General features: G+C 67.6%; 13 protein-coding genes. 7 read left to right on the top strand and 6 right to left on the bottom strand.

The window, feature by feature from the left end; translation table 11 throughout:
* Window positions 1-77 precede the first annotated feature (77 nt).
* Entirely contained in the window at window positions 78-1,109 is a 1,032-nt protein-coding gene (locus BMX29_RS12565; RefSeq protein ID WP_092813322.1) for a cation diffusion facilitator family transporter, read from the top strand.
* Window positions 1,110-1,183: 74 nt separating this feature from the next.
* Here the strand turns inward: BMX29_RS12565 and BMX29_RS12560 are convergent, their stop codons facing one another.
* Both BMX29_RS12560 and BMX29_RS12555 read right to left on the bottom strand, forming a co-directional pair.
* Window positions 1,184-1,504: a hypothetical protein gene (locus BMX29_RS12560; protein WP_092813319.1), complete on the bottom strand. Its 321-nt coding sequence runs from the start codon at window positions 1,502-1,504 to the stop codon at window positions 1,184-1,186.
* A gap of 133 nt (window positions 1,505-1,637) precedes the next feature.
* A complete protein-coding gene (locus BMX29_RS12555) occupies window positions 1,638-3,074 on the bottom strand; it encodes a Glu/Leu/Phe/Val family dehydrogenase (RefSeq protein WP_043845821.1) in 1,437 nt (478 codons plus the stop codon).
* 460 nt (window positions 3,075-3,534) lie between these two features.
* Between BMX29_RS12555 and BMX29_RS12550 the strand changes: the two genes are divergently transcribed.
* The 3 genes from BMX29_RS12550 to BMX29_RS12540 are packed head-to-tail and all read left to right on the top strand — an operon-like array spanning window position 3,535 to window position 6,192.
* Window positions 3,535-4,860 carry a TadE/TadG family type IV pilus assembly protein gene (locus BMX29_RS12550; protein ID WP_244889229.1) on the top strand — a complete coding sequence of 442 codons (1,326 nt, stop codon included), beginning with the start codon at window positions 3,535-3,537 and terminating at the stop codon, window positions 4,858-4,860.
* Window positions 4,857-5,432, top strand: a complete 576-nt coding sequence (locus tag BMX29_RS12545; protein ID WP_043845817.1) for a TadE/TadG family type IV pilus assembly protein — start codon at window positions 4,857-4,859, stop codon at window positions 5,430-5,432. The genes BMX29_RS12550 and BMX29_RS12545 overlap by 4 nt, the downstream gene beginning before the upstream one ends.
* Before the next feature lie 13 nt (window positions 5,433-5,445).
* A complete protein-coding gene (locus BMX29_RS12540; RefSeq protein WP_092813316.1) occupies window positions 5,446-6,192 on the top strand; it encodes a TadE/TadG family type IV pilus assembly protein in 747 nt (248 codons plus the stop codon).
* A gap of 268 nt (window positions 6,193-6,460) precedes the next feature.
* Here BMX29_RS12540 and BMX29_RS12535 read toward each other — a convergent pair whose 3' ends face one another.
* Entirely contained in the window at window positions 6,461-6,991 is a 531-nt protein-coding gene (locus BMX29_RS12535; RefSeq protein ID WP_244889228.1) for a hypothetical protein, read from the bottom strand.
* A 153-nt stretch (window positions 6,992-7,144) separates the two neighbouring features.
* Here BMX29_RS12535 and BMX29_RS12530 point away from each other — a divergent pair, with 153 nt between their 5' ends.
* From BMX29_RS12530 to BMX29_RS12520, 3 genes are read left to right on the top strand one after another with little or no spacing between them, the layout of a single operon-like run.
* Entirely contained in the window at window positions 7,145-7,831 is a 687-nt protein-coding gene (locus BMX29_RS12530) for a haloacid dehalogenase type II (protein WP_092813313.1), read from the top strand.
* Window positions 7,832-7,862: 31 nt separating this feature from the next.
* Entirely contained in the window at window positions 7,863-8,684 is an 822-nt protein-coding gene (locus BMX29_RS12525) for an alpha/beta fold hydrolase (protein ID WP_092813310.1), read from the top strand.
* A complete protein-coding gene (locus BMX29_RS12520) occupies window positions 8,681-9,682 on the top strand; it encodes a threonine ammonia-lyase (RefSeq protein ID WP_092813307.1) in 1,002 nt (333 codons plus the stop codon). Before BMX29_RS12525 ends, BMX29_RS12520 begins: the two co-directional genes overlap by 4 nt.
* On the opposite strand, the gene BMX29_RS12515 is transcribed toward BMX29_RS12520, so the two are convergent.
* From BMX29_RS12515 to BMX29_RS12505, 3 genes are read right to left on the bottom strand one after another with little or no spacing between them, the layout of a single operon-like run.
* Complete coding sequence (locus BMX29_RS12515) at window positions 9,679-11,013, bottom strand: MATE family efflux transporter (RefSeq protein WP_092813304.1); 1,335 nt, start codon at window positions 11,011-11,013, stop codon at window positions 9,679-9,681. The two genes, BMX29_RS12520 and BMX29_RS12515, sit on opposite strands and share 4 nt — an antisense overlap.
* The gene (locus tag BMX29_RS12510; protein WP_092813301.1) at window positions 11,006-11,515 is read right to left on the bottom strand and encodes a PaaI family thioesterase; all 510 of its coding nucleotides are present in this window, start codon (window positions 11,513-11,515) and stop codon (window positions 11,006-11,008) included. The genes BMX29_RS12515 and BMX29_RS12510 overlap by 8 nt, the downstream gene beginning before the upstream one ends.
* The gene (locus BMX29_RS12505; RefSeq protein ID WP_043845805.1) at window positions 11,512-11,937 is read right to left on the bottom strand and encodes a PaaI family thioesterase; all 426 of its coding nucleotides are present in this window, start codon (window positions 11,935-11,937) and stop codon (window positions 11,512-11,514) included. The genes BMX29_RS12510 and BMX29_RS12505 overlap by 4 nt, the downstream gene beginning before the upstream one ends.
* Window positions 11,938-12,010 lie beyond the last annotated feature (73 nt).

Genomic DNA, 12,010 nt, shown 5'->3' with positions numbered 1-12,010 from the left:
CGATGCGGTTCGGCCCGCGTCGTCAAAGCGTAGCGTCGCGACGACTGGGGCGCCCACGCCAAGCACGGGAGCCAATCATGGGATCGCGACAACCGACATCCGGAGACGACGGGAACCAGCAAGAAGGCCGCGCGGCGGTCCTCGCAGCGCTGGCAGGCAATGCGGGGATCGCAATCACCAAGTTCATCGCGGCCGCCCTGTCCGGGTCCTCGGCGATGCTGGCGGAGGGCTTCCACTCGGTCGTGGATACCGGAAACCAGGCCTGCCTGCTCTACGGGATGCGCCGGGCGAAGAAGCCCGCCGACGAGACCCACCCGTTCGGCTACGGCCAGGAAATCTACTTCTGGGCCTTCGTGGTCGCCGTGCTGCTCTTCTCGCTCGGCGCCGGCTTCTCGATCTACGAGGGCATCCGCGCGATTCTGCACGGCGAGGGCCACAACGAGGGCTTTCCCATTACCGCCGTCGTCGTTCTGCTGATCGCCGCGGTGTTCGAAGGCTATTCCTGCTCGGTCGCGTTCCGCGAATTCGAGGAGGCCCGCGACGGCAAGGGCCTGATCTCGGACGCCCGCAACCGGCCGCGAAAGCTCTGGACCGAGTTTCGCGACCTGAAGAATCCCTCGATCTTCGTCGTGATGTGCGAGGATACCGCCGCGCTCGCCGGTATCGTCATAGCGCTTTTGGGCGTGTTGCTGACGTGGATCACGGGCGCGGCCATTTTCGACGCGGCTGCCTCGATCCTGATCGGCATCCTGCTGGCCGCGACAGCCGCGATCCTCGCCTTCGAGGTCAAGGAGCTGCTGATCGGCGAAGCCGCGGACCCCAAGATCAAGCAGAATGTCCGAGAGATCCTGCACGGCTACGAGGAAATCATCGCGGTGAACGAGGTACGCGCCATGCACCTCGGGCCTTCGGATATCCTGCTGGCGCTGAGCGTCGACTTCCGCGACGACGTGCTGGCCGGCCGGTTGGAAGAGGTCGTGAGCGAAGCCGAGCGACGCATCAGGGAAGCAGCGCCTGACGTCCAGCGCGTGTTCCTCGAAGTGCAGGACCGCAACGACCATGAGGACCTCGCCGTGCCCGGCGCGTCCAGCGTCGGCACCCCCGCCTGAGCGCGACCGCCCCCGGCTCTGCGCGAGCCCGGGGGCGGTCGGTAATGTTCAGGTCTGCTATGAGGCGGCCGGCCTCAGCGGGCTTTGCACGCCTCGGTCCAGCTTTCGCCGACGCCGGGGCCGAGCTGGTCCTCGGGCAGTGTGTACACCCAATCCGCAATGGCCGGCACCACCGAGGCATACTCGGCGCGCGGGCCTTCGAGATTCGATTGCACCGCCTCGACGGTTTCGGCTGCCGAGCGGCCCTCGCCGCGGCTCTGGACCACCTCCATCACGAGGTCGGCCTGCACCGCGCATTGCTCGGCGTTCTGCGCCGATGCTGCGGAGGTCATTGCGCCGCCGGTTGCCGCGGCCAGGAATGCGGCGCACGCCGCGGTTTTCATCCAGTCAGTCATATCGCCTGCTCCCGTTTCGGTTGGTGTCACGGTTGGCGCCCTTGCAGACCGATTTAGGTCGTGTGCGTCAATATATCATCCCCGCCCACTCCGCGATGGGCGGGGATCCGCGCGTCCCTGACGGGACTTGGCGTCAGAGCCCCTTGGCCCGGTAGCTTTGCGCCACGCGATCGATCGAGACCATGTAGGCCGCGGTCCGCAGGTCGGAGACGTCCTCGCGCGTGTGCCAGGGCTCGCGCATGGACTGGTAGGCGATCCGCATGGTGTCATCGAGGCCCGAGCGCACCAGCTCCAGCTCGTCCGCGCCCTTGAGATACTTCTCCTTGAAGCCGGGCGACATGGACCAGGCATCGCCAAGATAGCGGTCGAGCCGCTCCAGCTCGTCGACGATCAGTTGGTGACGCGCCTCCTCCTGGCGCCGCTGCATCCGGCCGAAGCGGATGTGGCTGAGGTTCTTCACCCACTCGAAATAGGACACCGTCACGCCGCCCGCGTTGGCATACATGTCGGGGATGATGACGGTGCCCTTCTGGCGCAGGATGTCGTCGGCGCCCGCCGTGACCGGGCCGTTCGCAGCCTCGACGATCAGCGGCGCGCGCACGGAATGCGCGTTCGACAGGTTGATGACACCCTCAAGCGCGGCGGGGATCAGGATGTCGCATTCATGCTCGAGAACTGAATTGCCGAGCTCGGTGTAGTCGGCGTTCGGGCAACCCTTCACGCCACCCGTTTCCATGATGTGCTGGCGCACCGCCTCGACATCGAGGCCCTGCGGCCGCATCACCGCACCGTCGCGTTCGATCACCGCAACGACCTTGCAGCCGTCCTCCTCGGAGAGGAACTTGGCGGCGTGGTATCCCACGTTGCCGAGGCCCTGCACGATCACCCGCTTGCCATCGAGCTTGCCCTCGAGCCCGGTCCGCGCGACGTCCTCGGAGTGGCGGAAGAATTCCCGCAGGGCGAATTGTACGCCGCGGCCCGTGGCCTCGGTCCGGCCGGCGATGCCGCCGGCATTCAGCGGCTTGCCGGTGACGCAGGCCTTGGCATTGATGTCGGTGGTGTGCATCCGGTTGTACTGATCCGCGATCCACGCCATCTCGCGCTCGGACGTGCCCATGTCGGGCGCGGGCACGTTCTGCGACGGATTGATGAGGTCGCGCTTGATCAGCTCGTAGGCGAAGCGACGGGTGATCTGCTCCATCTCGTGGGCGTCCCATTCCCGCGGATCGACACAGAGCCCGCCCTTCGATCCGCCGAAGGGCGTCTCCACCAAGGCGCACTTGTAGGTCATCAGCGCGGCCAGCGCCTCGACCTCGTCCTGGTTCACCGACGTGGCGAAGCGGATGCCGCCCTTCACCGGCTCCATGTGCTCGGAGTGCACGGCGCGGTAGCCGGTAAAGGTGTGGATCTTGCCACGCAGCCGGACGCCGAAGCGGACGGTATATGTGGCGTTGCACACGCGGATCTTCTCTTCGAGGCCCGGCGAGAGGTCCAGGAGCTTCACGGCCCTGTTGAACATCAGGTCCACGCTTTCGCGGAAGGACGGCTCGTTGAGGGGCTTGTGCGACATGGGATGCGCTCCTGATCGTGTTCCGGTCCGGCCCGAAGGCCGCAATTTCAGGGACGCACGCGGTCGGCCCGCGTGCCGTCCTCCCGGGCAGCCTAGCGCGGAAAGATGAAGGGGACACATCGGTTTATTCAGCGCCCTGATCGCGGATCCCGCGAACAATGGCGGGGCCCTGCCCAACTCTGTTTCCGTTAAGCCCTTGGAAAGCAAAATCTTGCGGGGTTTGCGCCCCAATTTGGCCCGGAAACACGTGCAGAAATAGCCCATTCCGACGACAGCGCATGTGGGGGTCTGCTCGCGGACAAACATGACTGGTGTGTCCTCGCACGGCGGGGAGAAAGGTATTGGCATGGCACAGAAAATGCCAGGACTGCCCTCGGCCGAACCGCCGGCCCGGGGCATTTCGCGTAAGGCCCGGCTTATGTCCGGAGCAGCCAGATTCGCGCGCAATGAAGACGGCGCGATGTCCATTTTGATGATGTTCGTTTCACTCGGCCTCATGGCGATCGGCGGGGTCGGCATCGACCTCATGATCCGCGAGTACAAACGCACGAATGTTCAGAACACGCTCGACCGCGCCGTGCTCGCCGCGGCCGACCTCGAGCAGCTCGTGCCGCCCGACGTGGTGGTTCACGACTACTTTACCAAGATGTCGATGCCCGACGCCGTCACCGACGTGCAGGACAAGGTCGGCATCAACTTCAAGGACGTCGCCGGCACCGCCGAGTTGGGCAGCACCGCCACGTTCACGCGGATGCTGGGCCAGCGCGACTACACCTCGAAGGGCGCCAGCCGCGCCGAGGAGCGGATCGCCAACGTCGAGATTTCGCTCGTGCTCGATATCTCGGGCTCGATGGCGGACAACAACAAGATGCTGAACCTCCAATCGGCGGCGGACACGTTCATCGACACCGTGCTCGACGCAGAGAACGAGGACCTCGTTTCGATCTCGCTGGTCCCTTACTCCGAGCAGGTCAACGCCGGCCCCGACATCGCGTCCTATTTCGACGTGAACTGGAAGCACGGCTATTCGCATTGCCTCGAAGTCGACGACTGGCAGTTCGACAGCCCCAACCTGGCGACCAATGTCACCTACGAGCAAACCCAGCATTATCAGTACAACTACTTCGGCGATAACGCGCGCGACGACACGATCTGTCCGCGCTACAGCTACGAGCGTATCCGCCCGCTGTCGCAGGACGGCACCGCGATCAAGAACCAGATCGGACAACTTCAGCCGCGTGCCGGCACCTCGATTTTCCTGGGCATGAAATGGGCGACGGCGTTCCTGTCCCCCGATCACCGGCCGCTCGTCAACAAGCTGATTTCCGACAAGAAAGTCGACGCCGCCTTCACCGGTCGCCCTGCGAACTGGGACGACGACAACACGCTGAAGACAATCGTGCTGATGACCGACGGACAGCACGACCGCTCGTTCCGCCTTTCGGACTGGGCCTACGACAGCGACTCCGACGTCGCGCACTGGGCCAACAACAACCTGTGGTATTACCTGCGCCGGAACGTGAACAGCTACTACTGGTCGTCGTTCTACTACCAGAAGTACAGCGCCGGCATCGGTGACAACCTGATGGACCGCATCTGCGACGCGGCCAAAGCGCAGGGTATCGTCATCTGGTCCATCGGCTTCGAGGTCCAGGACCACGGCGCGGACGTCATGCGCTCGTGCGCCTCGTCCCCGGCCCACTTCTACCGGGTCGAGGGTCTCGAGATCGAGGACGCGTTCTACTCCATCGCCCGCGCGATCAACCAGCTGAGGCTCATCCAATGATCGGCACGTTCATCAACGGCGCACGCCGCTTCGCGAAGGAAGAGGACGGCAACTCGGTCCTTCCCTTCGCCCTCTGGGCCCCGCTCCTCATGCTGCTCGTCGCATCGGGACTCGAGCTGGGCTTCGCCACCGCACGCTTCACGATGCTCGAACATGCCATGGACAAGACCGTCCGCGACCTGCGTCTCGGGACCGGCACGATCTACGATCGCGACAGCATCAAGGGCAAGATCTGCGACTACGCGGGAGTTCTGCCCGAGTGCGAGAGCAACCTCGAACTCGAGATGGTCAAGCTTGACATCCGAGACTGGGGCGGCGTTCCGACCTCGATCCACTGCGCGGACATGACCGTCGATCAGACGGCCAGCGGCTCCGGCGGGACCAGCGAGGACGAGGTGAAGCCCGTGGTCCAGTTCGAGTACGGCCGCGAGAACGAACTGATGCTCCTCCTCGCCTGCTACAAGTACGAGCCGCTGTTCCCGACCACGGGCCTGGGCGAGCGCTTCGTGAAGGACGAGGCCGGGTATTCGCGCATGGTCGCCGAGGCCGCCTTCGTCCACGAACCGATCTGAGGAGGGACATCCTATGAAAAACTGGATCAACACCCGCCTCGCGCGGTTCCACCGGGGAGAGGACGGCTCCATCAACATCGAAGTGATGCTGGCGCTGCCCTTCATCCTCTGGCTCATGGGCGCCTTCTGGGTCTGGCACGACGTGACCCGCCAGTCGAACCAGGAGCAGCGGATCAACTACACGGTCGGCGACATGATCTCGCGCGAGACCGATCCGCTGGACGACGCCTACATCGACGCGACCTACGAACTGGTGCTGGCGATGCTCGACTCCGAGCCCGCCAAGACCGACATGCGCATCTCGGTGGTCAAGCAGACGAAAAGCTGGCCGAACCAGGAGATGAACTATCAGGTCGTCTGGTCGGAAAGCCGTGGCGCCCGCGCACCGATCGACGGCAACGTCACCAACAAGGCCGACATGCTGCCGGTGATGGCGCGCAACGACCAGGTGATCCTCGTGGAGACCTGGACGGACTACACGCCCGCCTTCGAAGCCGGTCTCGATGCCTTCGAGATCACCAGCTACTCGTTCACCCGGCCGCGCTTCGCGCCGCAGGTGCTGTTCGACGCGGGCAGCAACTCGAACTCGAACCAGAACAACGGCTGGGGCAACGGCGACCAGGATGCGCCGGGCAACTCGCTGTGCAACAACAACGCCGAGAACTACGACGAAGGCCAGGCATCCGACGAGTGCGCGGCCAACGTCGACGGCGGCGAGAACGTGGAGCCCAAGCGCGGTCGCAGAAACGGCCACAGCTGATCGCGACATCCACTCGTGACAGCGAACGGGCCCGGCGCCACCAGCGCCGGGCCCGTTTGCATTTGACGGGTCGTATCGCGGAGTGTCGACTTCGATCCGGAAAAGGTTTCCGGAGCCGCGGAAACTGATCACGCGCGCGATCTGCCCGGGGGATCGGCAGCGGCGTCGCCATTCCAGTGGACCTGGTGTGACGCGAAGCCTGCCCGCCGTGCCAGGCCGCGGGCTGTGGCCGGGGACCGACCTCGGGACCGCCTCGGGTTCCGGAGCTTCAGCCGCGCGGGCCGTCACCAGTGCCGGCGATCATCACCGCGATGCTGTCGGCCAGCCCCCGCGTCTCCGATCCCGAGAGCACGCCGCCCACCGCGACGCGACGCCCGATGCGCCACCAAAGGCCCGGCCGGTAGGCGCGCGGGGCGGGATCGGCGAGCAGCATGACAAACCCGTTCGACGGCTTCAGCGCAAAGGCCGAACGGTCGACCCGGCGCACGTCGGAGAGGCGGGCGAGGATTTCTCCGCCCTCCCCCTCCTCGCGCAGGGCCCCAGGTGTCAGCACGAGCCCCCGGCGCGTCGCGCGCTCCATCGTCATGGCCATGCGCGCCGTCAGAACGGCCCCCGCGGCCAGCGCGAGGCGCCAGAGAACCGCGACCTCGGGCGCCAGCGCGAGCCCCAGAAGCAGCGCCCCGAGGATGCCCAGCGCGCCAACCCCCATCCACCGGCGCGCGGCCGAGGGCCGGAGCGTGGCGAGGACGGTGTCATCGTCAGCGGCGTCGGGTCTCGTCGGTTCGGATGTCGGGTTCAAGGGGGCGGCCTCCCTGCCTGCGGTCGCCCGCCTGACTACCCCGGCCCGCGCCGGGGCGAAAGCCGGATGCCGCGCGCGCCGACTCGCGCCCCTTTCCGTTGCCAGCCCGGCGTGCCAGTGTCACCGCCACCACCGGCCCGAAAGGACGCGCGCATGGCGATCACCACCTGCATCTTCGACGCCTACGGCACACTTTTCGACGTTTCCGCCGCGGCCCGCCGCGCCGCAGACGAGCCGGGCCGCGAGGCCTTGGCCGAACGCCTGTCGGGCCTTGCCGAGGACTGGCGCACGAAGCAGCTGCAATACACCTGGCTGCGCGCGGTCACCGGCGACCACACGACCTTCTGGCAGGTGACGGAAGACGGGCTCGACTGGGCCCTGGAGCATCGCGGGCTCGATGGCGACCCCGAATTGCGCGCCCGCCTTCTGGACCTCTACCGCGAACTGGACGCCTATCCGGAAGTGCCCGCGATGCTGCGCGCGCTGAAGGAAGGCGGCCTGAACTGCGCGATCCTGTCGAACGGCAACCCAGAGATGCTGCAAAGCGCCGTGGACGCGGCCGGAATCGGCGATCACCTCGACGACGTTCTGTCGGTCGAGAGCGTCGGCGTCTTCAAGCCCGCCCGCGCGGTCTACGACCTCGTGGGCCAGCGCTTCGGCACGGACCCGTCAGAGGTGCTGTTCGTCTCCTCGAACGGCTGGGACGCAGCCGCCGCCGCGGGCTACGGGTTTGCCACCGTTTGGGCCAACCGTGCCGGCGCGCCGGTGGACCGCCTGCCCAACCGCCCCGACCACGTGCTGACCGACCTTACCCAGGTTCCCGGCCTCGCCGGCGCCTGATCCCCTTTCCTCCGCCCGAACGGACCCGACCATGCCCGACTTCACCTCTTCCGACGGTCTGACCCTGCACTACGAGGACGAGGGCGACGGCCTTCCGCTTCTTTGTCTGTCCGGGCTGACCCGCGACCACCATGACTTCGACTACGTCGCCCCGCACCTGCACGGCGTGCGGCTCATCCGGCCCGACTACCGCGGCCGCGGCCGGTCCGAGTGGGGCCCGACCGAAAGCTACACCGTTCCCGTCGAGGCGCGCGACGCGGTGGAACTGCTCGACCATCTCGGGATCGACAGCGCGGCGGTGCTCGGCACCTCGCGCGGCGGGTTGATCGCGATGATGCTGGCGGCGACGGCCAAGGACCGGCTGACCGGCGTCGCGCTGAACGACGTCGGCCCGGTGATCGCGCCCGCCGGAATGGACGCGATCCGCGGCTATCTCGGCCGCGACCCGGTCTGGAAGAGCTTCGAGGAAGCCGCCGAGGCGCGCCCGAAGGTCATGACCGACTTCGCCAACGTGCCGCCCGAACGCTGGGCGCAGGAGGTCCGCGCGCTCTACCGCGAGGGGCCGGACGGGCTGACCATTCCCTACGATCCGGCGCTGCGCGACGCGGTGCTGGGACAGGGCGCGCAGCCCGCGCCGGATCTCTGGCCTCTGTTCGACGCCCTCTCCGGCCTGCCGCTCTGCGTGATCCGGGGGGCGAACTCGAACCTGCTGTCCCCCGAGACCTTTGCCGAGATGATCGACCGGCGCCCCGACATGGTCCGCACCGAGGTGCCGGACCGGGGCCATATCCCCTTCCTCGACGAGCCCGAGGCGCTGGACGCGCTGAACCGCTGGCTGGACATGCTGCGATGAGCGCAACGACCGGGACCGAGCCGGAGGCCGTCACAGGCTGGGACATCCTGTCGGCTGCCGACCGTATTGCGGGATACGTGCGGCACACGCCGCTGTTGTCCTCGCCGTTTCTCGACGAGATCGCCGGACGCCGGGTGCTGGTCAAGCCCGAGTGCCTCCAGCACACCGGCAGTTTCAAGTATCGCGGCGCGCGCTCGGCGTTGTCGGCCATGCCGTCGGCCGACCGCAGGCGCGGTGTCATCGCCTACTCGTCCGGCAACCACGCGCAGGGCGTGGCGCGCGCGGCGCAGGAATACGGCGTGCCCGCAATCATCATCATGCCCTCGGACGCACCGGCGCTGAAGATTGCCAACACCCGCGCATTGGGCGCGGAGGTCGTGCTCTACGATCGCGGGCGGGAGGATCGCGACGCGCTCGGGGCCGCGCTCGCCGAAGAGAGGGGCCTCAGCCTCGTGAAACCCTTCGACGATCCGCGCGTGATCGCAGGCCAGGGCAGCGCGGGTCTGGAGATCGCGGCGGACGCCCGCGCCCTCGGGATCGAGGACGCCGAGGTGCTGGTCTGCTGCGGCGGCGGTGGGCTGACCTCGGGAATAGCGCTGGCGCTCGAGGACCAGATGCCAAGGTTCCGGGTGCGCCCGGTGGAGCCCGAGGGCTTCGACGACGCGCGGCTTTCGCTGGAAGCGGGCCGCATCACCGGGCACGGCGGACCCGAAAAGGGCCTCTGCGATGCGATCCTGACGCCTGCGCCGGGTCGGCTGACCTTCCCGATCCTTTCGCGGCTGTGCGGGCCGGGACTGGCGGTGTCGGACGAAGAGGCACTGCGTGCCATGGGGCTGGCGTTCCAGCGGCTCAAGCTCGTGGCCGAGCCCGGCGGCGCGGTGGCTCTGGCGGCGGCCTTGTTCCACGGCAAGGAAATCGAGGCCGACACCGTGATCGTCACGATCTCGGGCGGCAACGTTGACGCGGGCACCTTCGCCCGTGCGCTCGACACGCTTTAGGCGGCTGCCCGTTCCAGGGCCGGATAGCGCAGGCCGAGGGTGATCGCCCGGAACACGAAGGACAGCAGCATCGCGGCCCATAGCCCGTGCATGCCCATCAGCGGCATCAGCGCGAAGACGGCGGCGAAATAGCCCGCCGCCGAGATCACCATCATGTTGCGCATGTCGGCGGTACGGGTGGCGCCGATGAACAGCCCGTCGAGCATCCACGACGCCAGCCCCACGACCGGCGCCGCAACCATCCACGGCAGGTAGAGCCGCGCCGCGGCGCGCACGTCCTCTGACTCGGCCATCACGTCGATGATCCACGGGCCCAGCACCCAGAACGCCACCGACAACATGACCGACGCCACCAATGCCCAGAGCGACGACAAGACCGACGCACGCCGCAGGATCGCCACCGACCGCGCGCCCATCGCCTGCCCCACCATCGCCTCGGCGGCGAAGGCGAACCCGTCGAGGCCGTAGGCCACGATCTGAAGGAACTGCAGCAGGACCTGCGTTGCCGCCAGCGTGACGTCGCCGAGGTCCGAGGCGAACAGCAGGAAGGACATGAAGATCGACTGCAGTAGCAATGACCGGATCAGGATGTCACTGTTCACCTGCGCCATTCGCGTCAGCCGGACCCGGTCGAAGACCCGCGGCCAGTCGCGCCAGTCCGGCACCCGGAAGGCCGCGCGGCAAAGCCAGAGACCCAGCGCGAGGCCCGACCACTCCGACAGGAACGTGGCGAAGGCAACGCCGTTCACCCCCCAGCCGAAGCCCAGCACGAAGACGAGGTCCAGCACCATGTTCACGCCGTTCATCCAGACCTGAAGCGCGAGGACGGCGCCTGTGCGCTCTTTCGCGATGAGCCACCCCAGAAGGCCGTAGATCGCGATGGCCGCGGGCGCCGACCAGATGCGGATGCCCATGTACCCGCGCGCCAGCCGCTCGACCTCCTCGCTGGCCGGAGAGATGGCGAACGCGCCCCAGAAGATCAGCGGACGCAGCAGGATGAAGGCGGTGCCGGCGGCAAGGCCGATCATGAGGACGCGGGTGAGGATTGCCGCCACCTCGGCGCGGTCGCCCTGCCCCTCGGCTTGCGCGGCAAGTCCGGTGGTGCCCATCCGCAGGAAACCGAAGATCCAGTAGATGCCGGACAGGATCACCGCACCGATGCCCACGGCTCCGATCGGCGCGGCCTCTCCCAACTGCCCCACGACGCCGGTGTCGACCGCGCCGAGGATCGGGATCGTGGCGTTCGAGGCGACGATGGGCAGCGCGATCCGCAGCACCCGGCCGTGGGTCACGTCACGTGGCGCCGCGACGTGCGCCGCAGCCTCAGCCATCGTTGCGGGGCATCAGGAAGTGCGCCGTGGCTTGCGCCATCGGCCGGTCGCGGTTGTCCTGCCACGCCTCGGCCTGCACGCTGGCATAGCGCCGTCCCGACCGGGTGACGCGGGCCCGCGCATAGGCGTCGCGCGGCAGGCCCGACCGCAGGTAGTCCACGGTGAAGTCGATGGTCTTGGGCAGGCGCGGCAGGTTGCCGGCCTCGAGTTCCTCGACCCGGAGCTCGCCCGATTCGACGTCCTCCCAGAGCCACTGGTAGCTCAGCGAGATCACCGCCGTGACCTCCAGGAAGGCCGCCGTCACGCCGCCATGGATCGCCGGGAGGAACGGGTTGCCGATGAGCTCGTCGCGGAACGGCAGCAGCGCGGTCAGCTCGTCGCCGCGCCGGTCGAACTGGATGCCGAGGAACTGGATGTAGGGCACGCCGCCCGCGAGCGCGTGAAGCGCGGCGTCACGGCGCTGCTTGACGACCTGCACGGGCTCGGGCTGACGACGGCTCATGACTTGCGCTCCACGGTAAAGGCGCCGGTGGCGCTGGCCACGGGGCGGTCGCGGTCGTCGTCCATTGCCGTGGCGCGCACGAAGGCGACGTTGCGGGTGATGTGGTAGACGCTGGCCTCGGCGACGATGGTCTGTCCCGGCTGGGCCGCGCGCATGTAGTCGATGCGCAGGTCGATGGTCGCGGTGCCCGCGGGCGCCTCGGGATGGCTCATCACCGCCGCGCCCCCGGTCGTGTCCATCAGCGCCGACACCGCGCCGCCGTGAATCACGCCTGTCTGCGGGTCGCCGACCAGCCGCTCGTCGTAGGGCATCTCGATCCGCGCGAAACCGTCCCCGATCTCTGTGATGCGCATGTTCAGCGCCTTCGAGTGGGGAATCGTCTCGATGAACTGCCGCGCGATGCGGTCCTTCTCGGCGGTCATGGAAAGCTCCTGGCGTGCGTCCGGACCGTTATGCGCATCGCCCCGGGCGGGCTTCAACCCTGTCCCGAGGCTC

It is taken from the genome of Roseivivax marinus (genome assembly GCF_900109705.1).
Classification (GTDB): domain Bacteria; phylum Pseudomonadota; class Alphaproteobacteria; order Rhodobacterales; family Rhodobacteraceae; genus Roseivivax; species Roseivivax marinus.
This window is presented reverse-complemented; position numbering and strand designations above follow the sequence as displayed.

What these genes read in the sequence shown, in the direction of transcription:
- BMX29_RS12555 (WP_043845821.1), bottom strand. Translation starts at nt 3,074, where the DNA reads ATGTCGCACAAGCCCCTCAACGAGCCGTCCTTCCGCGAAAGCGTGGAC.
- BMX29_RS12515 (WP_092813304.1), bottom strand. Translation starts at nt 11,013, where the DNA reads ATGGCTGAGGCTGCGGCGCACGTCGCGGCGCCACGTGACGTGACCCAC.
- BMX29_RS12560 (WP_092813319.1), bottom strand. Translation starts at nt 1,504, where the DNA reads ATGACTGACTGGATGAAAACCGCGGCGTGCGCCGCATTCCTGGCCGCG.
- BMX29_RS12530 (WP_092813313.1), top strand. Translation starts at nt 7,145, where the DNA reads ATGGCGATCACCACCTGCATCTTCGACGCCTACGGCACACTTTTCGAC.
- BMX29_RS12510 (WP_092813301.1), bottom strand. Translation starts at nt 11,515, where the DNA reads ATGAGCCGTCGTCAGCCCGAGCCCGTGCAGGTCGTCAAGCAGCGCCGT.
- BMX29_RS12520 (WP_092813307.1), top strand. Translation starts at nt 8,681, where the DNA reads ATGAGCGCAACGACCGGGACCGAGCCGGAGGCCGTCACAGGCTGGGAC.
- BMX29_RS12545 (WP_043845817.1), top strand. Translation starts at nt 4,857, where the DNA reads ATGATCGGCACGTTCATCAACGGCGCACGCCGCTTCGCGAAGGAAGAG.
- BMX29_RS12565 (WP_092813322.1), top strand. Translation starts at nt 78, where the DNA reads ATGGGATCGCGACAACCGACATCCGGAGACGACGGGAACCAGCAAGAA.
- BMX29_RS12505 (WP_043845805.1), bottom strand. Translation starts at nt 11,937, where the DNA reads ATGACCGCCGAGAAGGACCGCATCGCGCGGCAGTTCATCGAGACGATT.
- BMX29_RS12525 (WP_092813310.1), top strand. Translation starts at nt 7,863, where the DNA reads ATGCCCGACTTCACCTCTTCCGACGGTCTGACCCTGCACTACGAGGAC.
- BMX29_RS12550 (WP_244889229.1), top strand. Translation starts at nt 3,535, where the DNA reads ATGTCCATTTTGATGATGTTCGTTTCACTCGGCCTCATGGCGATCGGC.
- BMX29_RS12540 (WP_092813316.1), top strand. Translation starts at nt 5,446, where the DNA reads ATGAAAAACTGGATCAACACCCGCCTCGCGCGGTTCCACCGGGGAGAG.